Genomic DNA, 24,307 nt, shown 5'->3' with positions numbered 1-24,307 from the left:
GTCCCAGCACTGCACGCAGAAGCGGAACATTCCACCTCGATCTCTTGCGTTATATGCACTCAATATGCAATATTCGCAAATGAGCCAGGCAGCCGCCGCACTCATCGCCGAGGAGGACTGATGATCACAGTGACAAGCGCAGCGGGCGGAGTCGGACGTCTACTGGTCCGACAACTCGCAGTACAGAATGTGCCCATTCGTGCAGTCGTGAAGAATGCGGCCCAGGCTGCGACCACCCGTCAGGACGGGGCCACCGAGGTGGTCGTAGGAGATCTCAGGTCGGCCGAGACCCTCGATACCGCCCTGACGGGGGGTGGCGTCCTGTACCACGCGGCACCGACTCAGATCATCGACGAAGGACCGATCATCGAACACCTGATTGCGTCAGGTCCTGCAAAAGGGCTGCAGCACATCGTATTCCACTCCGTTATCCATCCACACCTGCACCAACTGACGCACCATCACCAGAAGGACATCGCCGAAGGTCTGCTGCGTGAAAGCGGAATCCCCACCACGGTGCTCAGACCGTCGCACTACATGCAGAACTACCTGGAAGTATGGGAATTCCTGCAGGCGGGCGTCATGCCGTACCCGGTGTCCCCGGACAGCGTCATGGGTGTTGTCGACGTCGCCGATGTCGCAGAGGTCGCGGCGAACATCCTGATCGACCCGCGGTCGCACACCAGTCGCACCTACGACCTCTCCACGGTAGAACTCACACGCCACGAGATGGCACAGATCTGGTCGCGCGTGCTGGGCCACCGGGTGACTGCCGTTCGGATTCCCCCTTCGTCCCTGACGAACTCACTCAACGTGTTGCCTGCACTCGCCTCGGTTGTCGGGCATGCTGTGCGATCGACGAAGCTGCACTCGGCCGGCCACCTCGTTCGCGGTGCCAGGGCCGCGTCGAACCCTCGTGACATGAAGAATTGGCCCGCCGACGCACGCGAGGCGTACCGCACGATGATGACCTACTACGACAGCCACGGCCTACCGGCCGGAGACCTGACGGTTCTTCCGACTCTGCTCGGACACACACCGACGTCGTACGAGGAGTTCGCACGCCGTTCGGCCGCTGAGCTCGGGTGCACGCCCGTCGGTTCGGACCGATGAACCTCCGAGGTTCTCGCTACCGACCTGGCCGCTCCTTGGTCACCGGCGCAAGCTCGGGAATCGGTGCCGAGTTCGCCCGAGCACTGGCCGCCCGAGGCTCCGATCTCGTACTGGTCGCACGACGAGAAGACCGCCTCACCACCCTGGCAAAGGAGCTCGAGAAAATCCACGGAATCCATTGCCGCACAGTGGCCTGGGACCTGTCCGAGGAATCGAGCGGACGCCGACTGCGCGAAGTCGTGCCCGAGCAGATCGATCTCGTCGTCAACAATGCAGGGTTCGCCGTGCAGGGACCGTTCGCAGACGGCGATGCCGACGACTTCGAGCGCCTCATCGCCGTCGATATCCGCGCTGTCGTTGATATCTGCTCGGCGTTCCTCCCGGGCATGATCGATCGCTCGACCGGCACCATCGTCAACGTCGCCAGCACGACTGCGTTCCAGCCCGTCCCGTCGCTCGCGGTGTACGCGGCCGCCAAAGCATTCGTGCTGAGCTTCAGCCAGTCCTTGTGGTACGAAGCAGCACAACACGGAGTCAGAGTGTTCGCGCTCAATCCAGGCCCGACCCGTACCGAATTCTTCGACGTCATCGGAGACACCGCTGCAGCAGCCGGCAGCTACCAAACACCGACCGAGGTCGTCGCAACTGCCATGCGCATACTCGACGCCAGACGGTCTCGCCCGCAGGTGATCTCGGGCCGACGAAACACTGTTCAGGCGATCGCTGCGGGTCTCGTCCCCGCGCGAGTTCTACTGCCCACCCTCGCGCGGATGCTCCACTAGGTTCGGGCCGGACTCCGCACCCGACGAGGAATGTAGTGTCACGAGCATGGCCAGGGTCTCCAGATTCACACTCGCTGATCGGCAGGAAGCCGTCGCACGTGCTTTCGGCGGTTCCGAGAGCCCGGCGGCAGTGGCGAGCTCACTGGGCATCCACACCACGACGCCCTATCGCTGGGCCGGGTCGTCGACTACCGACGAACCCGGGCCCGCAGCGGCCCGACTGATCGAGGCCACACAGGAACTGCTGCGGGACGCCGATTACGGGGACATCACGATCGAAAGTGTTTCTCTCCGATGCGGTCTCGCACCGAGAACTGCATTCCACCACTTCCCCACCAAGCGTGAACTCTTCCAGGCTGCCGTCGACGACGCCGCGACCGTGCTGATAGACCGTATCCACGAGAAATCGGCAGCCGCCACCTGGCCGGACACCCCACTCGAACAGCTGCAGACATTTCTTCGTATCGCGGCAGCGAGCATCTACGACACCCCGAGAACCCACGTACTGTTCCGCAATCTCGGAGTACCGAAATCCGAGGGCTCAGCCGAACGTTGGCACGACAGTTTCGTAGATGCGATCGCCCAGCTGCTCCGTGCTGCGACCGAAGCGGATCAGATCGACAGTGATACAGACGTATTCGCTGCAGCACACCTCCTCACCGGCGCGATGCGCGGCATTCACACAGCAGTATTCGACGGTGCCGATGCCAACACTGCACTGGGCCTCGTCGAAAGAGTGCACCTGCTGATCCCGCCTTCGCGACCTGATGGTGCATCTCACGGAAAGAAGCCACCGCGGGGCCAAGTCAGTTGATAGTTCCTGTGAGTTGCCGGCGGCCAGCCACGATGACGAAATAACACAGATGGGAACCCGTACGAGCAGGGCGAGGAACCCACCCCCGTAGAGCAGCAGGAAGGACCCGAACCCTGGCAAGCAGTCCGTTCCGGAGTCGACGCAGTCCTGCAAACCCGCCGCCCCGAGCAGTGCTGTCTCCATGAAACCGAGCGTACGGGCGCCTCGCCCGGATGCAGGAGGACCGCGACCAGCGGAACAACCGATCTCAACCAACATCAAAAATCTATCTCGGTCGGAGTAGACATTCAGGATCGGTCTGGCTATAGTTTCTGACGTAAGACAAAGAGAGATCGCAAGGCGCGGGAGAGAACGAACTGCCCGCGAGCAGTACGCACGACGACGGCAGCACCATCACCGTCGAGCAGGTGTAATTGGAAATTGGAAGAAGGAAGGAGTTGCGTATCGTCAGTTCGCCCGCATGGACAAGATTTTCGGGGCGAACATTGCAGTTGCTTCAGGCAAGTGGAAACAGATGGTAGTAATTCCCCTCCAGGGCCCCGGTGCTTCGGCACCGGGGCCCTCCGACTATCTGCACCCAGATCAACTGAACAGCCAGGCGACTGTCACACCTTGTTGTCAGGAGCCTTCCCGTCGGCCTTCTCACGGTGGTCGATTGCCTTTTGCAAGTCGGAGTTACGACTGCGCGCATCGGCAAGTTCATCTTCCAGAAGCACTATGCGACATGCAGCCTCGAGCGCCATACCGTCGTCGAGTAGATCCCGAACGCGCGACGCGATCCTGAGTTGATACCGCGAATACCGCCGGTGACCACCCTCGGATCGGTGCGGAGACAGAAGTTTTGCCTCGTCGAGGCTACGCAGAAAACCCGGCGTCGCACCGAGCATCTGCGCGGCCGTGCCGATGTTGTAGGCGGGATAGTTTTCGTCGTCGAACTTCTCGCTGGCCGAATCCTCGCCAGCGCTACTGATATGCGAATCCACAATGCCCTTCGGGTGCTTCACGCTCGAACTCGAGACCGGCACGAGGAGAGCTGCTGCAAAAGAACACAGCACCGAAGTGCCCACCGACCCCCGGCAGTTCGAGCGGACAGCATCTAGCGCTGACCGAGCGTCGGTCCGGCAAAATAGTACCGTCGGCGCAGGCCTGATGTCTACTGCAGCCACGTGAGATTCTTGCGGAGGTTACGTACCCTTCACCCATGCGTGCACTCGTGTTGTTGCTCATGGCGCTCGGCCTCACAGTGGGTCTGCTGCCGATGCTCTCGGACTTGATCCAGGAGACCTTCTTCGCGCCCGAAGTCGAATACAACGGTGTCTACGAACCCCTGCCCGGCGTAGAAATGAGCAGAGCCTACGAGACAACCATGGACATCTCGTTCGAGGTTCGCGCCGGGCTGGTCTTCGACTGGTGGGCGAGCGTCCTCCCCCTCGTCGGCGCAGGGCTCGGCGCCCTACTCGGTGTCGTTCTGGGCAACAAAGGCTTCCGCCTGACACGCGAACCGATGGCCTGACCGGCCGCACCGCGCTGCCTCTACCCGCTCCACCCCCAGTTGTACGGGTTCACCACGATTCGGTACCAGACATCGGTGTTCGGTTCATTGGTGCACGGCACCAGAACGATCGACTGCGTCGCCTGCTCGAGCGACTGGGCCTTGTTGCAGAAATACCGCCCACCTTCGCCGGAGGATTCGGATCGGTAAACCGGTCCGTAATGCCAGGGATCGGCGGTCGCGGTCGCCACACCGACAGTGGCCCCCGCTGCGATCGGCAGCGCCATCATGCCGGTGAGGACCGCAATTCGTCGGCTCATATTCCTCATGCTCGTTACACCCTTCGTCGACAGTCGTAACTGTCACGTCGGGCAAGGGCAGGTGGACGTTACCGAATCTGGAGAAACTGAAGTCGGTGATCATGACCTGCCCGGGTGCGACGAACGACATTCCGCGCTGTGCACGAGTTGTCAGGCGACCGAACCCGTACGGAAGCAACCGAATCCGATGAGAGGTCTCGGAGAGCAGGGAAGCACTGCCGATCGAGCCAGCACCACCTTGCGGACCGGCACCGGCTCGACCGTCCTAATTCGCTGCTTCGTACGCCTCCACGATCTCTGCCGGAATTCGGCCGCGATCGTTGATGTCATATCCACTATCCGCAGCCCACTGGCGGATTGCACGCGTCTGCGCAGGGTCACGCTTCGTGGCGGCGGCCGGTTGCGCGGGCGCGCCGGCACTGGCGACGGCGCCTGCCGATGCAACCTTGCGCTTGCGCCCACCTACGCGCGTGGCGAAGCCAACATAGTAGTCGAGCTTCTTTCGAAAATCGTTGGCATTCTTGTTCTTCAGATCGATGACATAGTCGACGCCGTCGAGTGAGAACTCGATGGACTCGCCTTGGCCCTCGTCGATAGAGGTGCCGTCGATGTCGTCGACCAATTCATAGATGACTTGCTTAGCCACAGTGCGAGACCTTTCGTGTCGAGGGAATAGCTACCAGGTTAGCCAACTACCGCTTACGACTGAATTCCGGGGAGGCGTCCTGACACATTCTTCTCATTTCGATATGAAAGCCAGTCGGTCTACCCGCATTGTCACCGACGAATTCCTCTTTGCAGACCCACCGGTTTTTTATCGGCCGAAGTATTTCGCAGGGCTGAGAATTTCCTTAGCGGTAGAACTACATGCATGCTCGAGCAAGAGGCAACAGAGCGATGATTCGGCCACGGAGTATCCGACGCCTCCGCGCCCGCAACTTCTTGTCGGTAGTGCGTTGTAGCTTGCGTGGCATGACGAAGTTGGGGGACTTCACCACCGCACACACGCTCTCCGATCAGGAGATCGTGTCCGGACTCGCGCACGTCGATGCCACCGAGAAATACCTGGCCGCCGCGAAGATGGCAATGCTCGCCGCTGCCGACCGTCGTCGGCTTGCAAAGAAACTTGGCCAGGGTTCGGTGAAGCGCTGGTACGCCAACGCGGTTCGAATCCCTGAGTTCAAAAAACGCCGAAAAGCAGATCTCCCTCGGATACTGGTTGGGCGAACGCCGAACGGTTGCCGACGCGTTGATCGACGGGACCATCCATGCTGTCCATGCCAGAGCTATCGCCGACGGCTTGGCCCTCGTCGTTCTGTCCGAGCCCACCCTGACCAACTCCGCCCAGACGGATGTGGTGCGAGTGCTCCTGGACGTCGCTACCCGGTCGACCGCCAGAGCTGTCACCGAACGTGCACAGGAACTCGCACACCACGCTGCGGCCGACGCTGCGGCACCGTGCCGGGGTTCCGCTGATGCTCGGCAAGAGTGTTCGACTCGCGACGCCGGGGCAACGCAAGGCCGTCGTCATCCGCGATCGATGCTGTGTGAAATGCGGCCGGCCCGCGGCATGGTGCCAGGTGCACCACGTCGAGTATTGGCAACATGGGGGCGCCACCGATCTGGACAACCTCGCGCTCGTGTGTGGAGAGTGCCATCGCATCATCCACACCACCGAATGGGAACTCGTCATCGGCGACGACGGTCACCCGTATCTCGTCCCACCGCCTCCGAAGATCCGAGCCGCAAGCCTCAGCCCAGCTACCACCGTCGCCGAAAACACGCCGCATAGAACACTATTCGCCGACGCGGTTCCAGTGGCCGCACATCACTCGTGCGGACGAGGCGTGCGGATCCGCAAGCGGGGGAACCGGACGTCCAGCGCCTGGAGTTGACGGTGCAGCTCGTAGAGGGTCGACCTCATCGCGAGGGCTGTAGTGTGGTGCCGTTCGAAAGTCGGCATGTCCGTGCGAGCCGTAGCGGAACGGGCGCGCAATTCTTCGCATTCGATCTGGTCGGAGATATCCTCGATTTCGCGGCCGAGGAGATCGACGAACACGCGTGCTTGCTCCTCGTCCGCGTAGTCGCCCATGCCCTCCGCCTAGCTATCGATCGACTCCCTCGCGTCCCGAGGCAGCCTTAACGATAGATGGACAAAAGGTGAACCAGAAGCAAATCAAGCTGGCAACTTGCAGAGAGTTTCCGGTAGTGAAACAGATCAGGCCTCGACCCACAGCCGTCGTCGGCAGCATGCGAGGACGAGAGCACGGGTGCCCGGTGTGAGAAGTTCGGTCTGCTCATCATGCTCGAGCAGCGACTGCAGCCGTGTGAAGAACTCGGTGGATGTCAGACCGAAGCGCACCATGATGTCCTCGGACGGTCCGCCTCCGTGCGGAGCCCACAGCCGTGCGAAATCCAGCATTCGATTCTGCTCGCTGTCGATCGCGGGCCTCAGAGTCTGCATGGTCCGAAGTGTTCAGTGCCCACGTTACGAGTCGTGGTCCGAACACGACGACCTATCACCGCGGTGGTGAACTGCACGCAAACAGACGCCGTCGACCGCGTAGGGTCACCGCCCACCGAATCGCTGACGGTACGCCGACGGAGTGAGGCCGGTTTCTCGGCGCATCAGAGTTCGCAGGGTCGTGGTCGTTCCCACACCCGTGGCCGACGCAATCGCAGTCAGGTCTGCATCGCCGCGCTCGAGCAGCCGACAGGCCATCCGCACGCGCTCGCGAGTGAGCCATGCGTGCGGAGTCGTACCGAGCTGAGCGATGAATCGGCGATGCAGCGTCGCAACGCTGATGTGGGCCTGCCGAGCAAGGTCCGCCACCTGGATCGCGTCGCTCAAATGCTCCACGGCCCACGACGTGAGCGGACCGAGCGACTCCGACGACAGGGCCGGAACCGGCCGTTCGATGAATTGCTTCTGACCGCCGTCCCTGTTGGCATCGAATACCAACCTGCGGCTGACCGAGTTCGCGACCTCCACACCGTGATCGCGACGAACCACGTGCAGTCCGAGATCCAATGCCGCGGCGCTCCCAGCCGCAGTGAGGATATCGCCGTCGTCGACGAACAACACGGCCTCCTCGAAGAGGACCTGCGGGAACCGTCCGCGAAATACACCGGCCCACTGCCAATGGGCGGTGGCCCGACGACCGTCGAGCACTCCTGCCTCGGCAAGAGTGAATGCGCCGCTACAGAATCCGACGAGCCGCGCTCCGCGGTCATGAGCTCGCCGCACCGCGTCCAACACCTCTTGCCTGCGCGGCACCTCGGTGTCCGGCCGATTGGGCACGATCAGCGTATCCGCGGTGTCTGCAGCCCCGAGGTCCTCGACCGAGGTCAACGAGAAGAACCCGTCACGCATTCTCGTCGTCGATTCGGGGGCACACAGCCGAAAGTCGTACAGCTTCCCACCGAGCTCGGCCCGGTCGAGTCCGAATACCTCAGTTGCGCAGCCCAACTCGAACGGGTTCGAATTCTCGTCGACGATGACCACCACGCGATGATCTCTCGGGTGAGAGTTTTCTTTCGACACGTGCAATTTATAGCACTCACAACCATGTCCAGACGACCTGCAGAATCGGATCCATGACAACGCAACCCGTGGAACTCCAGCGTGTCCTCGACACATTCGCCGACGAATGGAGCCCGCACATCGTCACTCGCGTCAACGATTACGACGTTCGAGTCGTCAAGATCCGAGGCGAATTCGTCTGGCACCGCCATGTCGACACCGACGAGTTCTTTCACGTGCTCAGCGGCGACATCGACATCGCACTACGCGAAACGCCGGGACATGAACGCGTCGTTCACCTCGCTGCCGGATCGGTGTTCACCGTTCCGCGCGGAGTCGAACACAAGCCTTCCTCCGTCGACGGCGCATCCGTCCTACTGTTCGAGCCGTCGAGCACGGTCAACACCGGTGATCGTAGCGACGACATTCCCGCTCATATTCGTTCGACGACCGGCCGCGACATCACGACAAACCCATGACAGCAGCGCCGGAGATCAGTTCGATCAAGCCGTAGGGAGCGCGATCACCGAGGCACCGATCCAGCGTCTCGTGTGCCTCGACGGCCGCTGCTGCGCTCCGCGGGAACAGGGCGGCTTCGTATGCTGCGAGGGCGGTTTCGATGTCACCGGGGTATTCAGCTATCTCCCTGCCGAGTTCTGCACCGTCGAACATCGCCAGGTTCGCACCATCCCCTGACGGCGGCATCAGATGCGCGGCATCACCGACGAGCGTCACCCCAGGCACCCGATCCCAATGGTGGTCGTTCGGGAGCGCATGAATCATCCGCGCAACCGGCGCGCTGTCCGCGTCGACGATCAGTGAGGTGAGTTCGGTTGCCCAACCCTCGAATTCGGCGGAAACATAGGCTTTCGCGGCAGCAGCATCGGTGAAGTCGACACCGTCGACCCATTCGGCGGGACGGTTCACCTCGACGTAGGTGTGCAAAATTCCCCCTGCCTCACGGTGCGCAGCGATTCCCTTGCCGGGGCTCATTGCGAACATCGCTCCGCGGCCGACAGCCGCCGAAGCGGCGGGGTGCCGCTCGTCGGCGTCGTACGAATAGGTTTCGACGAAAGTGGTCCCGACGTATTCCGGCGTCGCCGAGGACACCAGCGGACGAATCTTCGACCACGCACCATCGGCACCGACCACGAGATCGGAGATAGAAGCGGATCCATCGGCGAATCTCAGGCCATGCCTGCCGTCGCCGAGCGGCTCGACGCCGATCAACTTCTTGCCCCACCTGATCATCCCGGTCGGCAGGGAGTCGATCAAAATCCTCCGTAAATCCCCGCGCAGCACCTCAGGGCGTCCGCCTGTGCCATCGTCGGGTTCATCGAACAGAACGACACCGGCACTGTCGAGCACGCGAGTTGCCTCCGCGCCGTGATGGATGATCGCCTGAAACTCTGCGGTCAGTCCCGCTGCGGCGAGTGCGACTTGGCCGTCGAGCTCATGGATGTCGAGTTGACCCCCTTGCGTGCGCTCCGCTGGGGACACCTCGGACTCGTACACCGTTGCGTCGATGTTGTGGAGGCGGAGGACACGGGCGAGGGTGAGGCCGCCGAGGCCCGCACCGATGATGGCAATCTTCACGATGATCCCTTCGTTGGAACGCTGTTCCAAACGAATCTTGGAACAGCGTTCCAGTTATGTCAAGATGAACGAATGGCGCGCAAGAACGAAAGACGGTCCGAGGCGCTGTCTCATGAGCGGATCGTCGACGCAGCGATCGAGATCCTCGATGCAGTGGGCGAGAACGCTCTGACATTCCGGGCGCTGTCGGCCCGACTTTCCACGGGAAGCGGGGCGATCTACTGGCACGTCCGAAACAAGGGCGAACTGCTCGACGCTGCGACCGACGGCGTAGTGACCCGAGTCCTTGCCGACAAGGCGGTCGAAGCAAGCCCTCGGGAGTCGATCACAGCTACTGCACTCGCACTCTTCGACACCATCGATGCGCGCCCATGGGTCGGCGCTCAACTCGCCCGCGAGACCGGGCACTCGGCTACCGCAAAGATCCTCGAAGTCGTCGGCGCGCAGGTTCACGCGTTGGGTGTGCCCGAGAGCGCGCTATTCGACGCAACCACTGCGTTGGTGAATTACATCCTCGGCGTCGCCGTGCAGAACGCCGCGAACGCCCGACTGCACGGGAACGAGACCGACCGAACAACGGTCCTCACCGCGATCGCACACCGGTGGACCGAACTGGACCCTGCACGCTTCCCCTTTCTTCACCGGATAGCGGCGCAGATGCCCGAGCATGACGACCGTATGCAATTCCTCGCCGGAATCGACTACTTCCTCGCTGGCATCGAGAGCCGCGTTCCGCACAGGAAATGATTGGATATCGAGCGTCCGGGGAAACATAATGTCGCCGCGCGACGATGACACCGTGACGGATGACATAGAGGTCTCCCTATTGTTGTGACCTGACACGATAAGACGTCGCCCAGCGTCGCGGACTGATGCCGTGTGGATACGAACGGATGGCCTATGCCCGACCCAATGGACGACCCGGCAATTCTGCGGGCGCTACTCGAGCTGTCCCCTGACTTCGTTGCCCTCTCCGAGTTCATCGGACAAGTCGTCTATGTCAACCCCTCCGGCCTGGCGCTCGTCGGTCTCGACGAGTTGCCCACCGACCCCCCGATGACCACTTCGCAGTTCTTCACCGCACGCGGACTGGAGGTGGCGAACGAGGCCGAGAGCGGGTTGCGCGACGAAGGGTTCTGGCGAGGCCGCAGCGAGCTACGGCATCAAGTGACCGGTGCAGGCATACCTGCCGCCGTCTGCACTTTCATCGTCCGTCGGGCGGAGGGTCGACCCGATCTGATCGCGACGATCATCCGCGATCGCACCGTCGGACACCGGCGAGACGCCGAACTGGAGGCAGCCGCAGTCACAGCTCAGCACTACGCCGCCGAACAGGAGGCACTCGCCGAGCTCAGCCGGCTGGCCGTCGACGCCGACCTCCCGGAACTCCTGGCCGCCGCAACCGCCGCGGCCGGTTCGCTGCTCGGCGTCGAATCCGCGGCGGTCATTCGTCACGACTCCCCTACCGACAGCACCCTCCGTGTCGACTCCGTGACTCGTGTGCTGGGAAAAGGCGCCGTGGTGCGTGCCGGCGACGAGTCGTTGGCCGGGTACGCCCTGAAGCACAACACACAGGTGGTCTGCGCCGATGTGGACAAGGAGACCCGATTCAACACGGCAACGATGACCAGTCTCGGGCTCCACAGCGGCGTCGCAGTGCCCATCTCGACACCGGCCCCGTGGGGAGCGCTCGCGATCTACTCGTCGTACCGGCGCGACTACCGAGAGTGGGAGGTCTCTTTCCTCACTGCAATCACAAGTATCCTGTCGACAGCGCTCGCACGCATCGACCTGGACAGTCAGCTCCGTCTACGAGGGATGCACGACACCCTCACCGGCCTGCCGAACCGCGCTCTCGCTTACGAAGTGATCGACGACGCGTTGGCGCGTGCCCACGAGGAGTCGGGGTCGGTGGCACTTCTCCTGCTCGACATCGACGACTTCAAGATCATCAACGACAGTCTCGGGCATGAGTCCGGTGACCTCGCGCTGGTCCGGTTCACCCGGAGACTCGCCGCGGCAACCCGGGAGCGAGATACCGTCGCCCGGCTCGGTGGAGACGAATTCCTGGTCATCTGCGAGGGCATCGACAGCGTCACCCATGCCGAGGAACTCGCTCATCACATCGAGACAGCGATCGCGGCACCGCAGCCTTCCGGTGAAGCACCCACCCCGCTCAGCGTCAGCATCGGCATCGCCGTGTCCGAGCCAGGGACCACGCGGAGAGATCTGATTCACCATGCCGACCTGGCCATGTACCGCGCCAAGGACAGCGGAACCGGTGGCTACGCGGTGTTCGACACCGGCGACATCTACGACGCCGAACGCGTCCGGTTGCTGTCGATCGACCTCCGACACGCTCTCGCTCACGGCTCGTTGACCCTTGACTATCAACCGCTCGTCGACATCGCGTCGGGCACGATCGTCGCGCTCGAAGCGTTGGCCCGCTGGGATCATCCGGAGCTCGGCGCGATCTCGCCGGCCGAGTTCGTCGCCGTTGCCGAACGAACCGGACTGGCAACAGCTCTCGGATCCTGGGCGCTGCGGACGGCGTGCCGTCAAGCCGCACAGTGGCGTGCTGTGTGGGACATTACGATACGGGTGAATGTCAGCGCCCTGCAGTTGCGCAGCTCGGCATTCCCAGACGACGTCGCTGCGGTGCTCGAGGAAACCGCCTTACCTCCCCACGCTCTCGGACTGGAGATCACCGAAACGACCTGGGTCTCGGACACAGCACGTGTCGCCGACACCCTCACCGCACTCCACGAGATGGGTGTTGCGCTACTCCTCGACGACCTGGGCAAGGGCCACAGCTCGATCTCATACCTCGACCGGTACCCGATGTTCGAGTGCTTCAAGATCGACAAGTCCTATATCGCCGCGCTGCCCAATCCACGCGCGCAAGCGGTGGTAGCGGCAATCGTCGCTCTGGCCAAGGCATTCGACGTCACCGTTGTGGGCGAGGGCGTCGAGACGCAGGCACAGTTCGATTCGCTCGTGGCCACAGGATGCGATCTCGCGCAGGGGTATCTGATGGGACGGCCGGAGAGTGCCGAACTCACCACAGAGATGCTGCGGAGCGTTCGCGCGAACCGGTTCGCGCACCCCTAGACAGAGTCCCTCCGCAACTACTACGCGCGTCAGTTGTTGCGGCCATTGCCGTTGTTGCCGTTGCCGCTGTTGCCGTTGCCGCTGTTGCCATTGCCGTTGCCGTTGCCACTGTTGCCGGGTGCGCCGTTGTTCGGGTTCGCGGTTTCCGCCGGCACTGACTCGGTTGGCACTGGTTCGGTGGGCACTGGTTCCGCCGGCACGGGAAGGACGGGCGCCGGAACGAAAGCGGGGGCAAGCGACACCGACTCCGGCGCCGGCTCAGGCGCCGGCTCGACAGTGGCCTGTGCGGTTGTCTGCGACGGCAGAATCTCCGAGGTGGACGGCGCCGTCGGCTCGAGGAGTGGAGACTCGTCCGTCTCGAATGCCGACCACCCGAGAGCGAGGGCCAGCGCCAAGGCGGCCACGGCCGCGATCGGCAGAACCCAAGCGCGAGTTGGTCGGCGACCGTCGTCGTGTTCGAACGGGACGGCCGCTGGGACCGCAGCCGGGACTACCATCACCGCGGTAGCCGTGGGCGAACGGGTGTCGACCATCCGCAGACGGAACGCAACATCGGCTGCCGACGGCCGGTCCTGCGGGCGTCGGGACGTCATGTCGGTCAGTAGTGAGGACCACTGACTGCCGAACTCGATCGGGACAGCTGGGTCGTGATGCAACCTGGCCACGGCCGCCGCGACCGCACTGCCCTCGAACACCATCCGACCGACCAGGCACTCGATGAGCACAAGACCCAGCGAGTAGACGTCGGACGGTGGGCCGGCAGTGACGCCGGTGGCTTGTTCGGGGCTGACGTAATGTGCTGTGCCGACGGTTGTTCCGTGTTCGGTCAGCCTTTCGGCATCGACGATACGGGCGATTCCGAAATCGGCGAGCTTGACGGTCGGCTCCTCGGGTGAGCCCGCGAGCAGAATGTTGGCCGGTTTGATATCGCGATGGACTACTCCACGAGCATGTATGTACGACAGCGCCTGGGCAAGGTCGTGACCTATGCGGGCCACCACTGAAGGCCGAAGCGCATGTCCGGACCGGTACGTTCCGAGCGTGTGGCCGTCGACGAATTCCATCACCAGGTATGGGACGTCGGATGCAGTTCCTGCGTCGAACAAGGTGACGAGCCCCGGGTGCGACAGCGCAGCGAGAGTCCGGGTCTCGGCGTCGATGCGCGGTGCGCTCAGCGGCTGACCGTGCCTGAAGATCTTCACTGCGACCGAACGACCGAGCACCTGGTCGTCGGCGCGATACACGTCGGCCATCCCGCCGCGGCCGAGCACCTCGCCGAGCCGATATCGGCCCGCGAACAGATCCGTACCGAGAGGAGGCTCCCCGCCTGCCATCGTGAACTCCCGTTCGTTGCCTGACGCGTAGTCGGCACTCTATAGCCCGGCGCTGTTCCTGTCCTCGACGGCTTGGCATGATGATGCGAGCTGGGGGGCTGCTCGAATCCGATTCGAAGGAAGGCGCAACGTGAGCCAGCCACTGCCGCGGTCGACGGTGACGCCGCTCACGGTGGGAATCGAGCCGGTCTATCAGCCTGTTGTTGCGCTCGACAGCCGCGCCGTCATGGGCTACGAAGCGCTGACCCGGCCGTGTGCGGACAGTCCGTGGACCAGCCCGATCGAATTGCTCGAGGCCGCCCACGTGATGAACGCGACGGTTGCCTTCGATTGGCGGTGCAGACTCGCAGCTCTGCGCGGGGCACTCGACGCCCACATGCCTCCCGACATGGTCTTGTTCGTCAACGCGGAACCGGTCGCACTCGACGCCCCGCCTCCGGCCGACTCGGCGGCTCTGCTCGCCGCGGCCGGCGCATTGTCGATCACGGTCGAGATCACCGAGCGCCACTTGATGCGCAACCCGGCGGGCCTGCTGCGAGCCGTCGAGCACGCTCGTCACCTGGGGTGGCGCGTCGCGATCGACGATGTCGGTGCCGACTCGTCCAGCCTGGCGTTGCTGCCTCTCATCCGGCCGGACGTCATCAAGCTCGATATGAGAATGGTCCAGGGCAGATCGACGTCCGAGACTGCGGTGATCGTCTCTGCAATCGCCGCGGAATCCGATCGGACGGGCGCGCGCGTTCTCGCCGAAGGAATCGAGACCGAAGAGCACGAGCACACTGCGCTGGACATGGGCGCGACCGTGGGACAGGGCTGGCTGTACGGCGCCCCTGGTCCGTTGCCCAATTTCACGCAGACACTGACTCCTCATCGCCCCGCCCACCCGGAACCGGCCGTGACGGTCCGCGTACCGACGGCAGTGACACCGTACGGAGTGGTCAGCGCGCTCGGAGCGCCACGACGCAGCGGTCGGTCGCTGTACGACGAGATGGAAATGGGGCTGCTGCGCACTGCCGCCGCGATGGGGCCGTCAGCGATCGTCATTGCTACCCGGGGGCCTGATCACGGCGCCCGACACTCGTTCGATGCCATCCTCGACGAGTTGGCCGGTCGGACAGCGTTGACCGCGGTGTTCGAGCCCTGCCCGGCCAGAGAAGCTGCGCGCTATCGCGCCGTCACCGTCGATGCATCCGATCCGCTGGCCCTGGAACGGTCGATCATCGTCGTCGCCCCATTCCAGACGGCGGCGCTGGTCGGCTTGGACCGTGGCACGAGCGATGACGGGCGGCACTCGTACAACTACCGGCTGACATACGACCGAAACGTCGTGCTCGACGCAGCTACCGTCCTGCTACATCGGTTGAGTGCGTAACGCCTGTACGTACGCCGAAACGAGGCCGGGGACGATGCGGCGGTCCCCGGCCTTCGACGCCTACGACGCTTCGATGGTTCGTCTGGACTCGGAGTTCTCGGACCGCGCGATTTCGATCCTGCGCGGCTTCGCCCGCTCGGCGAGCGGAATGGTCACGGAGAGCACACCGTTGTCGTACGAGGCGGAAATTCTTTCGGTGTCGATCCCCTCCCCGAGTGAGAGCTGACGACGGTACGTCCCGGCGAACCGCTCGGAGGAAATCCACTGCACGCCTTCACTACCCGGTGCAGTTCGGTGCGCTGTCAGCGTCAGGGTGCCACGGTCGACGTCGACATCGATCGATCCAGGGTCCACGCCGGGCAGGTCGGCGCTCAGAACATAGTGGTCATCGACCTTGTACAGGTCCATCGGCATGAAACGCGGGGCACGGTCCGAACCTGACGACGCACCGAGCATCCCTGCAGTGAGGGAATCGAGGTCACGAAACGGATCGAAGCGAAGCACAGCAACCACCTCCTGTACTGACGTTGCACCCGCCCCTGTAGCGGGCTGCTACTTCACTGTGCGATGACGAAATTAGCACTCTCACCCGTCGACTGCCAAGTGGTTTCCTCGAGAATTTTCGAGCGAATAGTGCTGCCCGACAGTAGGTCCGAACCCAGCCCTGGAACCAGCAGTTTGGATTCCTGTAGGACGGGCACCCGGCAAGCGGCGGGCGTCGCACTCTGCGACATTCATCCCGGCAGAAGGGGCGAGAACATGGCGACAGTTCGAGAGACCACGGCAAGTTGCGACGAGGTATGGAGCGTGCTGTCCGACGGCTGGAACTATGCGACGTGGGTGGTCGGCGCCTCCCGCATCCGGGCGGTCGATCCGGCCTGGCCGTCCGAAGGATCCAAGATTCACCACTCCGTCGGCGTATGGCCGGTAGTGTTGAGCGACTACACGAGGTCGTTGGGCGGTCACGACGGTCGCGAGCTCGAGCTGGAAGCCAGGGCGATGCCCTTCGGCAAAGCACACATCACCCTGCGGCTGACTCCGCTCGCCACGGGATGCCGTATCGAAATGATCGAGGATGCGTTGACGGCGCCGTTCAACCTGATCCCCGACTCGGTCCAGCACGTACTCGTCCATCCCCGAAACACCGAAGCCCTGCGTCGGCTCGCATTGCTCGCCGAGAGAAGTGTCAGCCCGGGCTGATCGACACGATTGGAACACCTCGGATCGGGTACAACGTCGAGGCGTGGTTGAGCAGTAGCCGCAGTCGGAAGTCACGACCAGATGTTCTTACGGTCGATCGATCGATTCCGTCCCCGAGCGCCCGCGAACCCTCCCAGACGAAAGTTGGCGTCCATGCCTCCGATACCTCGACCAGACCAATCTGCGCCCGCACCCGTCGGTCCCACCGGGTCGAACGACAGCCGCGCGCAGTCCGGAGACTTCCTCACCACGGCCCAGGGTCTGCGCCTTCCCGACACCGATCATTCGCTCAAAGCCGGTGAGCGCGGGCCCACACTGCTCGAGGACTTCCATCTTCGCGAGAAGATCACCCACTTCGACCACGAGCGGATTCCGGAGCGCGTCGTACACGCCCGCGGCGCAGCAGCGCACGGAACCTTCGAGTCCTACGGCTCGGCCAAGACCGTCACCAAGGCTGGATTCCTTGCCGACCGAGGCCGCAAAACGCCTGTTTTCGTGCGTTTCTCGACGGTTCTCGGCTCTCGTGGATCCGCAGACACGGTGCGCGACACCCGCGGCTTCGCCGTCAAGTTCTACACCGACGAAGGCACGTTCGACCTCGTCGGGAACAACATCCCCGTCTTCTTCATCCAAGACGGAATCAAGTTCCCGGACGTCATTCACGCGGGAAAGCCACAGCCGGACATCGAACTCCCGCAGGCACAATCGGCACACGACTCGTTCTGGGACTTCGTCTCTCTCCACACCGAGGCAACCCACCACGTCATGTGGAACATCAGCGATCGTGGGATTCCGCGGTCGTATCGAACGATGGAAGGCTTCGGCGTCCACACCTTCCGGCTCGTCGATGCCGACGGCAAGACCTCGCTCGTCAAGTTCCATTGGAAGCCTGTCGCCGGCGTGCACTCGCTGGTATGGGAAGAAGCCCAGATCGCTGCCGGGGTCGACCCGGACTTCCACCGTCGTGACATGGCCGACGGCATCAAGGCCGGCGCCCCACTCGAGTACGAGTTCGGCATCCAGGTCATGCCCGACGACGGCACCAACACCTTCCAAGGGATCGATCTGCTGGATCCGACGAAACTCGTTCCGGAAGAACTGGTTCCGGTGCAGCCGATCGGCAAGCTCACCCTCGACCGAAATCCCACGAACTACTTCGCCGAAACCGAGCAGGTCGCGTTCCACACCGGACATCTCGTCCCCGGCATCGAGGTCACCAACGATCCACTGATGCAGGCACGGCTGTTCTCGTACCTGGACACACAGATCACCCGCTTGGGGGGACCGAACTTCTCGCAGCTTCCCATCAATCGGCCCCACGCACCGGTCAACGACATGCTGCGAGACGGTATGCACCAGACCGCAGTGCACACCGGACTCGCCCCGTACCTGAGCAATACCGTCGACGGCGGTGAACCAGAAGTAGCAGGGGCGAGCGATCACGGCTACGTGCAGACCGAACGCATCATCGAGGGTCGGGCGGTGCGGGCGAACCCGGCGTCCTTCGACGACCACTTCACCCAGTCGACGATGTTCTACCGCAGCCTCACCGCGATCGAGCAGGACCACGTGGTCGAAGCCTTCACCTTCGAACTGGGCAAGGTATTCGAGCAGTCCATCAAGGAACGCGAACTCGCCGTCCTCGCCAACGTCGATACCGACCTGTGCGAGCGCGTCGCCGCCGGACTCGGGCTCCCCGCACCGACCGGAACGCCGCTGGACGACGTGTTCATCTCGCCCGCGCTGTCACAGGTCATCGACACACCGGGACCCATCGCCGGCCGAAAGATCGGTGTCATCGCCGACTCGGGATCCGACCTGTCGGGCATCGGCAAGCTCCGCACGGCCGCCGCGCGGCGCGGGGCGACGGTACACGTCATCGCCGCGGCCGGTGGCGTGCTCGGCAAGGGCGTCAGGACCCAGGTCGTCGAGCGCACGTTCTTGACGGTCCGATCGATCGAATTCGACGCATTCGTCGTCGCAGGCGGAACAACGCCGTCGACCGATATCAAGTTGATGCTGTTGCTGCAGGAAGCATTTCGTCACTGCAAAGCGATCGCAGCATGGGGTGACGGAACAGCGATCCTCGAACGAGCGGGCATCGGGACGACCGATCCCGGCGTCGTCGTCGGCGATACAGCTGTGAAGGCATTCAACGACGCGGTGCTCTCCGCAGTCGGCCTGCACCGGGCGTGGGATCGCGCCGCAGCGGTGATGGCATCGGAGGTCGCGCCTGCGAAGTCGAAGCCGGCTGTCGGGGCCAAGGCTTCCGTCAAGGCTGCAGTCAAGACGAAGCCGGCGGTCAGGGCGAAGCGGACCCGAAAGTAGGACATGGCGCACCCGGTGAGTGGGCAGTTGCCGTCGAACGCAACTACTCACTCGCCGGGCTGAGCAGCGCGGCCATCTCGGGCAGTTCGAAGAACTGCGCAATCGCGTCCGCCGACCGGGCTCCCGCTGCCGGGTCCGCCCCAGCGGCGAGCAGGGCACCGACGATCGACTCGGAACGGCGAAACACAGCCGCTGCCAACGCTGTCTGGCCGTTGTCGTTGACCCGGTCGACCTCGGCACCCAGCTCGAGCAGCACCGACACCGTGTCGGGGTGGACGTGATAGGCCGCCAGTATCAACAGAGTGTCACCCTTGTCATTGGTCAGATCGACCGACCCACCCGCCTCGACGAACGCCCGCAGCCACAGGGCATCTCCGCTTCGTGCACTGTCGAACGCGCGGTGAAACACAGCCAGAAGTTCGTCGTCCATCACGAGGGCCTCCCCCGCGAGACGAAGCCTCGTCGGCCGAACGAACGCACTCGGTCCGCGGTCGTTCTCTTGCGCATCGGTGGGCTTGCGGCGTGCGCGCGTTCCCGCATGCCGCGCACCGTTTCTCGCAGCACTTCGGGTCCGTCGACGGTCGGCATCCACCCGAGTTCGCGTTGCGCTCGGGCGGTGTCGAGCAACGGCGTCGCAAACGCAAGATCGACCCAACCGTGGTGGACAGGTAGCACGTGCGCCGCGAATCCTGCTCGTACGGCAGCGGACAGAATCCGATGTGACGTGGGAACGATTCGCGCGCCCAGCGCATCTGCGACATCCTCGGCACGTACCGGGGTCGGCGCGGCCAGATTGAACGGCCCACTCGCGCGTCTGTCCAGTATTCGGACCACCGCGTCGCCGACGTCGCCGGAGTGCACGGCCGGGACCGCGAACGTGCGGTCGATCGGCACGACAGGAAGGTGGTCCACAACCGAGGAAGGAACGATGTCGGGAAGCGCGTATCTCAATATGGCACTGCCGAACTCGTACTGACCGATCAGCCCGGGACGTAATCGTGCAACCGTTACTTCCGGGTGTGCGCTCTCGAATTCGTCCAGCACGAGCTCGGCCGCCGCTTTGTCCATGCTGTACGTCGACGTCGGTACTCCCGATCGTGGCCAGTACTCGTCGACCTCGACGCCGTAGGCGCCTGCGGCATAGATGCCGCCCGAGGACAGGTGGATCAGCTGCGTGACGCCCGCTGCTGCACATGCACGCGTCACCCTGGCCGTGCCGCCGACGTTCACCCGTTCGAGATAGTCGCGGTCGCGCATCGGCTGAAACGCGACGGCCAGATGTACGACGGCGTCGACAGTCGAAAATACCTCTGTCAACGTGATTTCCGAGTCATCTGAAGCCAAGTCCACCGACACCCAGCTCGCCCGGTCGTACGGTTCGGCGAGTGCAGGTGGGCGGCGCACGAGACCGACCACATCCGTATCGGCGCCGAGCTTACGCAACAGTGCGGTGCCCACATTTCCGGTCGCACCCGTCACCGCTATCCGCACGGTCTCACCTGGTTCTCACGCACTTCGACGCCTTCGTGGTTCATCCTGTTCGGATCCCCGTTGCGCGATGGTCCAAACCCGTGTTGTCCATACTTCCGTGTTTCCAGTCTTACTGTCCGGGTATGAAGCCCGAGTGAAAGATAATCCGACGTCATCCGCACCAGTCGACGCCGATCCCGACGACCCGCGTAAGCCCGACTCGCCGACCGACCTGACCAAACCATCGTGGTTGTTCGTGTTGAAGAAGACCGTACGCGAGTTTTCGCGTGATCAGTGCACCGACTTGGCTGCCGCACTGACCTATTACGCTGTGCTGTCGCTGTTTCCGGCGATACTGGCGATCGTCTCGCTGCTCGGAGTCTTCGGGCAGGGGCAGGCGACGGTCGATGGGGTGTTGCAGATAGTCGGAGACCTCGGTCCGTCGTCGGCCGTGGACACGTTGCGTGAGCCGATCGAACAGTTGGTCCAAGCACCCACCGCAGGACTTGCACTGATCATCGGTGTCGCGGGTGCACTGTGGTCCGCCTCTGGGTATGTCGGGGCGTTCGGCCGCGCAATGAACCGAATGTACGAGGTCGACGAGGGCCGGCCGGTGTGGAAGCTGCGCCCGGTGATGCTCCTGGTGACACTGATCGCGTTGATTCTCATCGCCTGCGCTGCCGTGATGCTCGCGATCAGCGGGCCCGTCGCAGCTGCCGTCGGAGACATTGTGGGGCTCGGTGAGACGGCGCTGACGGTATGGAACATCGTACGGTGGCCGCTGGTGCTCGCAGTAGTGGTCCTGGCCGTGGCCATCCTGTACTACGCCACACCGAACATCCAACAGCCGAAGTTCAGGTGGATCAGCTACGGCGCCGCAGTCGGCATCGTCGTATGGATTCTGGCGACCGCCGGATTCGGGTTCTACGTAGCAAACTTCTCCAGCTACAACAAGACCTACGGATCGCTCGCGGGCGCAATCATTTTCCTGCTGTGGCTGTGGATCACCAACCTGGCGCTGCTGTTCGGTGCGGAGTTGGACTCCGAACTCGAACGGGGACGCCAGCTACAAGCTGGGATCGTCGCCGAGGAGCGGTTGCAACTTCCGCCCCGCGACACCCGGGTGTCGGACAAGAACGACAAGAAGGATGCGGACGTCGTCGAGCAGGGGCGTCGGCTGCGTGAATCGCAAGCACCCGAAAGCAGTCAGGAGAGAACATGAATCACGATTCGACTCGGAACGGCCAAGCTGCCGACATGTCAACTGTCCAGCTGGTGGAACGGCTCACCGAACAGGTCAGCACGCTGGTACGGACGGAAATCAACGCGGGCATGGCCGAAATGAAAGAAAAGGGCACACGCGTCGGAATCGGGATCGGCATCTCGGGAGCAGGCGCCATGCTCATGTTCCTCGGTCTCGCCACACTCATCGCGACGGCGGTCTTGGGACTGGCAACGGTGCTCTCGGCATGGCTCGCCGCCCTGATCGTCGCGGTCGCCGTGCTCGCGCTGGGCGGGATTCTCGCTGCCGTCGGCGCCTCGAAGGCGAAGAAGGCAGTGCCACCGGTTCCCCAGGACACCGCCGCCAGTGTCAGTGACGACATCGCAGCAATCAAGAAGGGAATCCGATGACCGACAAGCATGCGGACGCGTCCGCCGAAAGCAATCAGACTGAGCCGAGTGTGGACGCACAACGCGCGGAGCTCGCCGAGACCGTATCTGCGCTCGCGGCCAAAGCTGATGTTCCCACCAGGGTACGCAACGAAGCAACGGTGCAGGCTTCGAAGGCGTCCGACGCTGTGAAGAACAATCCGAACATCGTGGCCGGCATCGTCGGAGCGGTCCTGACTAGTGTCCTCGTGACGGTCCTGCTCCGACGACGGCGTGCCAGGAGGTTCCTGCGATGAGTACCGGGTCCAAAGCCTTCTACAAGCCGTTGTCGCGACGAGTGTGCTCGGCCGGGTCCACCGGTGACCGCGGGCTCGCGAACGAAGATCCGAAGTAGGAATCTCAGGTGAGTGGTGAACTCGAGCGATGACATCACTGAGTGTGATCGGCGTTCCGAGCAGCGCGGGAAGCTACGCCGCAGGACAGGATCAGGCACCCCGGGCTCTCCGTGACGCCGGTATGTTGACGGCGCTCACCGAGGTGGGCATCGACGTGCACGCTCTCGGTGATCTGCCGCAACAGATTTGGACCCCCGACCCCGCACAGCCGCGGGCGCAGAATGCAGCTCAGGTGATCGAGTCCGTCGTGCATCTGGCCGACACAGCCACGACCACGCTGGGGGACGGACGTCGTCTTCTCGTGCTGGGAGGCAACTGCACGATCGCAACCGGCGCAGTGTCGGCGCTGAGGCGACACACCTCTGGTCCGTCCGGCCTGGTCTACGTGGACCGGCACTTCGACATGAACACCCCCGAGTCGACGGACGAGGGAGCACTCGACTGGATGGGATTGGCGCACGCACTGAACCTGCCGGGCGCGCTTCCCGCGTACGTCGATGCGCTCGGACACGCGCCGCTGCTCGACGCACGGCACCTGAGCTTCCTCGGCGTCGACCCCACGCAGTCCACGGAATTCGAGCGGGAGCATCTCGCGCGTCTCGGCATCGCCGTCACGACGCAGCTCGAACTCGTCGACGACCCTTTCACCGCCGCCGACGCCGCGCTCCGTGCACTACCCGACGAGGTGTTCGCCGTTCACGTGGACGTCGATGTCCTCGACTTCACCGATGCTCCACTGTCGGAGAACACCAGTGGACGAAACGTCGGTCCCACGCTCGATCAACTCGCCGATTCGCTGGCCGTGCTGATCGCCGACCCTCGATGGCGAGTCCTGACGATCGGCGAGATCAATCCGACCCGATCCGCCGGAGTACCCGAGTTGCTCCCGCGGTTCGCCCGCACCATCGCCGATGTGTTGAGCGCGCATTCCGCCCTCTGAGCTGGGCCGTCACGTCCCACAGAAAGTCTGGAACCCGGCACTGAATTCGTCCGGTGCGGCACCGGCGTAATCCGACCACGCGTCACGGCGTTCGTACGGGTGCGTCACGACGTCCAAGAGCGCCTCGAACGGTCCTAGATCGCCGTCGGTCGCGGCACGAAGCGCAGCGTCGACACGGTGGTTGCGCGGTATGTACACCGGATTGACGCGGTCCATGGCGTCGGCGATGGTCGAGACGTCCTGGCCCGCGAGCTCTCCGCGCCAGCGCTCGAGCCATGGCCCGATGTTTTCGCGGGCAACCACCGCATCCAGCGGGATCGGATTGCCTCGAAGTTCGTCGGCAAGTGCGCGGAAGGTGCCGGTCCAGTCGGCTCGGTTGTCCTCCATGATCGTCAGCAGATCCTCGACCAGTGTGCCGGTATCGCCTCCGAGGCCGAGCTTGGCGGCCATCCCGGCCGCGAAGTGAGCGTCGTAACGCGTGGAGAAGGACTCCAGAACCGCCGTCACCGACGAGATGGCGTCGTCCGGGGTGGTGGCCACAAGTCCGAGAAGAGTTTCGCCGAACCGAGCCAGGTTCCATGTCAGCACCGCGGGCTGATTCCCGAAGGCATAGCGGCCACGCTGGTCGATCGAACTGAACACCGCAGCGGGGTCGTACGCGTCGAGGAACGCGCACGGCCCGTAGTCGATGGTCTCTCCGGAAATGGTGGTGTTGTCGGTGTTCATGACGCCGTGCACGAAGCCCACCAGCATCCACTGCGCCACCAGCGACGCCTGCGCTTCGACTACCGCTTCGAAGAACGCGAGGTAGCGGTCGGGCCGATCGGCGAGCTCGGGGTTGTGACGCGCGATCGCGTAATCCGCGAGTGGACCCAGTGCGCCCTCTCGGCGAACCGCGAACTCGAA

28 protein-coding genes are annotated in these 24,307 nt (G+C 63.5%); 15 read left to right on the top strand and 13 right to left on the bottom strand.

Annotated elements, in window-relative coordinates; translation table 11 throughout:
• Positions 1-120 precede the first annotated feature (120 nt).
• Genes A2J03_RS08730 through A2J03_RS08720 form a run of 3 tightly spaced genes read left to right on the top strand, consistent with a single transcriptional unit; the run spans position 121 to position 2,709 of the window.
• Complete coding sequence (locus A2J03_RS08730; protein ID WP_068372214.1) at positions 121-1,113, top strand: NmrA family NAD(P)-binding protein; 993 nt, start codon at positions 121-123, stop codon at positions 1,111-1,113.
• Positions 1,110-1,895, top strand: coding sequence for an SDR family NAD(P)-dependent oxidoreductase (locus tag A2J03_RS08725; protein WP_068372297.1), 786 nt, complete (start codon positions 1,110-1,112; stop codon positions 1,893-1,895). The genes A2J03_RS08730 and A2J03_RS08725 overlap by 4 nt, the downstream gene beginning before the upstream one ends.
• 46 nt (positions 1,896-1,941) lie before the next feature.
• Complete coding sequence (locus tag A2J03_RS08720) at positions 1,942-2,709, top strand: TetR family transcriptional regulator (protein ID WP_068372211.1); 768 nt, start codon at positions 1,942-1,944, stop codon at positions 2,707-2,709.
• A 605-nt stretch (positions 2,710-3,314) separates the two neighbouring features.
• On the opposite strand, the gene A2J03_RS08715 is transcribed toward A2J03_RS08720, so the two are convergent.
• Complete coding sequence (locus A2J03_RS08715) at positions 3,315-3,713, bottom strand: helix-turn-helix domain-containing protein (protein ID WP_231912442.1); 399 nt, start codon at positions 3,711-3,713, stop codon at positions 3,315-3,317.
• A 197-nt stretch (positions 3,714-3,910) separates the two neighbouring features.
• On the opposite strand from A2J03_RS08715, the gene A2J03_RS32005 reads away from it, so the two are divergent.
• Positions 3,911-4,222, top strand: coding sequence for a hypothetical protein (locus tag A2J03_RS32005; protein WP_068372208.1), 312 nt, complete (start codon positions 3,911-3,913; stop codon positions 4,220-4,222).
• 20 nt (positions 4,223-4,242) lie between these two features.
• Here A2J03_RS32005 and A2J03_RS08705 read toward each other — a convergent pair whose 3' ends face one another.
• The 3 genes from A2J03_RS08705 to A2J03_RS31565 form a co-directional block, all read right to left on the bottom strand.
• Complete coding sequence (locus tag A2J03_RS08705; protein WP_231912441.1) at positions 4,243-4,521, bottom strand: hypothetical protein; 279 nt, start codon at positions 4,519-4,521, stop codon at positions 4,243-4,245.
• Between the two features lie 265 nt (positions 4,522-4,786).
• The gene (locus A2J03_RS08700; protein WP_068372202.1) at positions 4,787-5,167 is read right to left on the bottom strand and encodes a histone-like nucleoid-structuring protein Lsr2; all 381 of its coding nucleotides are present in this window, start codon (positions 5,165-5,167) and stop codon (positions 4,787-4,789) included.
• A 534-nt stretch (positions 5,168-5,701) separates the two neighbouring features.
• On the bottom strand, positions 5,702-6,052 hold the full coding sequence (locus A2J03_RS31565) for a hypothetical protein (protein WP_231912449.1): 351 nt from the start codon (positions 6,050-6,052) through the stop codon (positions 5,702-5,704).
• Between A2J03_RS31565 and A2J03_RS30430 the strand changes: the two genes are divergently transcribed.
• Positions 5,997-6,416, top strand: a complete 420-nt coding sequence (locus A2J03_RS30430) for an HNH endonuclease (protein WP_231912448.1) — start codon at positions 5,997-5,999, stop codon at positions 6,414-6,416. The two genes, A2J03_RS31565 and A2J03_RS30430, sit on opposite strands and share 56 nt — an antisense overlap.
• Here A2J03_RS30430 and A2J03_RS08690 read toward each other — a convergent pair.
• From A2J03_RS08690 to A2J03_RS08680, 3 genes are all read right to left on the bottom strand, one after another.
• Positions 6,350-6,613, bottom strand: coding sequence for a hypothetical protein (locus A2J03_RS08690; protein WP_068372197.1), 264 nt, complete (start codon positions 6,611-6,613; stop codon positions 6,350-6,352). The two genes, A2J03_RS30430 and A2J03_RS08690, sit on opposite strands and share 67 nt — an antisense overlap.
• 126 nt (positions 6,614-6,739) lie before the next feature.
• Positions 6,740-6,985: a DUF3263 domain-containing protein gene (locus tag A2J03_RS08685; RefSeq protein WP_068372194.1), complete on the bottom strand. Its 246-nt coding sequence runs from the start codon at positions 6,983-6,985 to the stop codon at positions 6,740-6,742.
• Between the two features lie 105 nt (positions 6,986-7,090).
• Positions 7,091-8,065, bottom strand: coding sequence for a GlxA family transcriptional regulator (locus tag A2J03_RS08680; RefSeq protein ID WP_068372191.1), 975 nt, complete (start codon positions 8,063-8,065; stop codon positions 7,091-7,093).
• A 53-nt stretch (positions 8,066-8,118) separates the two neighbouring features.
• Between A2J03_RS08680 and A2J03_RS08675 the strand changes: the two genes are divergently transcribed.
• Positions 8,119-8,523: a cupin domain-containing protein gene (locus A2J03_RS08675; protein WP_068372188.1), complete on the top strand. Its 405-nt coding sequence runs from the start codon at positions 8,119-8,121 to the stop codon at positions 8,521-8,523.
• On the opposite strand, the gene A2J03_RS08670 is transcribed toward A2J03_RS08675, so the two are convergent.
• Positions 8,507-9,646, bottom strand: a complete 1,140-nt coding sequence (locus A2J03_RS08670; protein WP_068372291.1) for an FAD-dependent oxidoreductase — start codon at positions 9,644-9,646, stop codon at positions 8,507-8,509. The genes A2J03_RS08675 and A2J03_RS08670 overlap by 17 nt on opposite strands.
• 66 nt (positions 9,647-9,712) lie before the next feature.
• Here A2J03_RS08670 and A2J03_RS08665 point away from each other — a divergent pair, with 66 nt between their 5' ends.
• Both A2J03_RS08665 and A2J03_RS08660 read left to right on the top strand, forming a co-directional pair.
• The gene (locus tag A2J03_RS08665; protein WP_068372184.1) at positions 9,713-10,387 is read left to right on the top strand and encodes a TetR/AcrR family transcriptional regulator; all 675 of its coding nucleotides are present in this window, start codon (positions 9,713-9,715) and stop codon (positions 10,385-10,387) included.
• A 153-nt stretch (positions 10,388-10,540) separates the two neighbouring features.
• Positions 10,541-12,751, top strand: coding sequence for a putative bifunctional diguanylate cyclase/phosphodiesterase (locus A2J03_RS08660; RefSeq protein ID WP_068372181.1), 2,211 nt, complete (start codon positions 10,541-10,543; stop codon positions 12,749-12,751).
• Between the two features lie 29 nt (positions 12,752-12,780).
• Here the strand turns inward: A2J03_RS08660 and A2J03_RS08655 are convergent, their stop codons facing one another.
• Positions 12,781-14,085, bottom strand: coding sequence for a serine/threonine-protein kinase (locus A2J03_RS08655; protein ID WP_068372178.1), 1,305 nt, complete (start codon positions 14,083-14,085; stop codon positions 12,781-12,783).
• A 130-nt stretch (positions 14,086-14,215) separates the two neighbouring features.
• On the opposite strand from A2J03_RS08655, the gene A2J03_RS08650 reads away from it, so the two are divergent.
• Positions 14,216-15,457 (top strand): EAL domain-containing protein, encoded by a 1,242-nt coding sequence (locus A2J03_RS08650; RefSeq protein ID WP_231912440.1) that lies wholly within the window; start codon positions 14,216-14,218, stop codon positions 15,455-15,457.
• 60 nt (positions 15,458-15,517) lie between these two features.
• Here the strand turns inward: A2J03_RS08650 and A2J03_RS08645 are convergent, their stop codons facing one another.
• Positions 15,518-15,961, bottom strand: coding sequence for an Hsp20/alpha crystallin family protein (locus A2J03_RS08645; RefSeq protein WP_068372285.1), 444 nt, complete (start codon positions 15,959-15,961; stop codon positions 15,518-15,520).
• Positions 15,962-16,216: 255 nt separating this feature from the next.
• Here A2J03_RS08645 and A2J03_RS08640 point away from each other — a divergent pair, with 255 nt between their 5' ends.
• Positions 16,217-16,657, top strand: coding sequence for an SRPBCC family protein (locus tag A2J03_RS08640; protein WP_068372175.1), 441 nt, complete (start codon positions 16,217-16,219; stop codon positions 16,655-16,657).
• A gap of 153 nt (positions 16,658-16,810) precedes the next feature.
• A complete protein-coding gene (locus tag A2J03_RS08630; RefSeq protein ID WP_082897694.1) occupies positions 16,811-18,985 on the top strand; it encodes a catalase in 2,175 nt (724 codons plus the stop codon).
• 43 nt (positions 18,986-19,028) lie between these two features.
• Here A2J03_RS08630 and A2J03_RS08625 read toward each other — a convergent pair whose 3' ends face one another.
• Together A2J03_RS08625 and A2J03_RS08620 are read right to left on the bottom strand one after the other, a co-directional pair.
• Entirely contained in the window at positions 19,029-19,415 is a 387-nt protein-coding gene (locus A2J03_RS08625; RefSeq protein ID WP_068372169.1) for an ankyrin repeat domain-containing protein, read from the bottom strand.
• A complete protein-coding gene (locus tag A2J03_RS08620; protein ID WP_068372166.1) occupies positions 19,415-20,476 on the bottom strand; it encodes an NAD-dependent epimerase/dehydratase family protein in 1,062 nt (353 codons plus the stop codon). Before A2J03_RS08620 ends, A2J03_RS08625 begins: the two co-directional genes overlap by 1 nt.
• Positions 20,477-20,609: 133 nt before the next feature.
• Here A2J03_RS08620 and A2J03_RS08615 point away from each other — a divergent pair, with 133 nt between their 5' ends.
• From A2J03_RS08615 to A2J03_RS08600, 4 genes are all read left to right on the top strand, one after another.
• On the top strand, positions 20,610-21,677 hold the full coding sequence (locus A2J03_RS08615; protein WP_231912439.1) for a YihY/virulence factor BrkB family protein: 1,068 nt from the start codon (positions 20,610-20,612) through the stop codon (positions 21,675-21,677).
• Complete coding sequence (locus A2J03_RS08610; protein ID WP_068372162.1) at positions 21,674-22,087, top strand: phage holin family protein; 414 nt, start codon at positions 21,674-21,676, stop codon at positions 22,085-22,087. The genes A2J03_RS08615 and A2J03_RS08610 overlap by 4 nt, the downstream gene beginning before the upstream one ends.
• Entirely contained in the window at positions 22,084-22,362 is a 279-nt protein-coding gene (locus A2J03_RS08605; protein WP_068372159.1) for a DUF3618 domain-containing protein, read from the top strand. Before A2J03_RS08610 ends, A2J03_RS08605 begins: the two co-directional genes overlap by 4 nt.
• Before the next feature lie 127 nt (positions 22,363-22,489).
• Positions 22,490-23,401: an arginase family protein gene (locus tag A2J03_RS08600; RefSeq protein ID WP_068372156.1), complete on the top strand. Its 912-nt coding sequence runs from the start codon at positions 22,490-22,492 to the stop codon at positions 23,399-23,401.
• A gap of 9 nt (positions 23,402-23,410) precedes the next feature.
• On the opposite strand, the gene A2J03_RS08595 is transcribed toward A2J03_RS08600, so the two are convergent.
• A partial coding sequence (locus tag A2J03_RS08595) for a protein adenylyltransferase SelO family protein (RefSeq protein WP_197480678.1) occupies positions 23,411-24,307 on the bottom strand: 897 nt, incomplete at its 5' end.

It is taken from the genome of Rhodococcus sp. EPR-157 (genome assembly GCF_001647195.1).
Lineage (GTDB): Bacteria > Actinomycetota > Actinomycetes > Mycobacteriales > Mycobacteriaceae > Rhodococcoides.
The sequence above is the reverse complement of the archived record's forward strand: the minus strand, read 5'-3'. Positions and strand labels throughout refer to the sequence as shown.

Bases quoted from the DNA above. Each gene is read 5' to 3' on its own strand.
- A2J03_RS08730 (WP_068372214.1), top strand. From the start codon at position 121: ATGATCACAGTGACAAGCGCAGCGGGCGGAGTCGGACGTCTACTGGTC.
- A2J03_RS08725 (WP_068372297.1), top strand. From the start codon at position 1,110: ATGAACCTCCGAGGTTCTCGCTACCGACCTGGCCGCTCCTTGGTCACC.
- A2J03_RS08720 (WP_068372211.1), top strand. From the start codon at position 1,942: ATGGCCAGGGTCTCCAGATTCACACTCGCTGATCGGCAGGAAGCCGTC.
- A2J03_RS32005 (WP_068372208.1), top strand. From the start codon at position 3,911: ATGCGTGCACTCGTGTTGTTGCTCATGGCGCTCGGCCTCACAGTGGGT.
- A2J03_RS08705 (WP_231912441.1), bottom strand. From the start codon at position 4,521: ATGAGCCGACGAATTGCGGTCCTCACCGGCATGATGGCGCTGCCGATC.
- A2J03_RS30430 (WP_231912448.1), top strand. From the start codon at position 5,997: ATGCTCGGCAAGAGTGTTCGACTCGCGACGCCGGGGCAACGCAAGGCC.
- A2J03_RS31565 (WP_231912449.1), bottom strand. From the start codon at position 6,052: ATGACGACGGCCTTGCGTTGCCCCGGCGTCGCGAGTCGAACACTCTTG.
- A2J03_RS08690 (WP_068372197.1), bottom strand. From the start codon at position 6,613: ATGGGCGACTACGCGGACGAGGAGCAAGCACGCGTGTTCGTCGATCTC.
- A2J03_RS08685 (WP_068372194.1), bottom strand. From the start codon at position 6,985: ATGCAGACTCTGAGGCCCGCGATCGACAGCGAGCAGAATCGAATGCTG.
- A2J03_RS08675 (WP_068372188.1), top strand. From the start codon at position 8,119: ATGACAACGCAACCCGTGGAACTCCAGCGTGTCCTCGACACATTCGCC.
- A2J03_RS08665 (WP_068372184.1), top strand. From the start codon at position 9,713: ATGGCGCGCAAGAACGAAAGACGGTCCGAGGCGCTGTCTCATGAGCGG.
- A2J03_RS08660 (WP_068372181.1), top strand. From the start codon at position 10,541: ATGCCCGACCCAATGGACGACCCGGCAATTCTGCGGGCGCTACTCGAG.
- A2J03_RS08655 (WP_068372178.1), bottom strand. From the start codon at position 14,085: ATGGCAGGCGGGGAGCCTCCTCTCGGTACGGATCTGTTCGCGGGCCGA.
- A2J03_RS08640 (WP_068372175.1), top strand. From the start codon at position 16,217: ATGGCGACAGTTCGAGAGACCACGGCAAGTTGCGACGAGGTATGGAGC.
- A2J03_RS08630 (WP_082897694.1), top strand. From the start codon at position 16,811: ATGCCTCCGATACCTCGACCAGACCAATCTGCGCCCGCACCCGTCGGT.
- A2J03_RS08625 (WP_068372169.1), bottom strand. From the start codon at position 19,415: ATGGACGACGAACTTCTGGCTGTGTTTCACCGCGCGTTCGACAGTGCA.
- A2J03_RS08610 (WP_068372162.1), top strand. From the start codon at position 21,674: ATGAATCACGATTCGACTCGGAACGGCCAAGCTGCCGACATGTCAACT.
- A2J03_RS08605 (WP_068372159.1), top strand. From the start codon at position 22,084: ATGACCGACAAGCATGCGGACGCGTCCGCCGAAAGCAATCAGACTGAG.
- A2J03_RS08600 (WP_068372156.1), top strand. From the start codon at position 22,490: ATGACATCACTGAGTGTGATCGGCGTTCCGAGCAGCGCGGGAAGCTAC.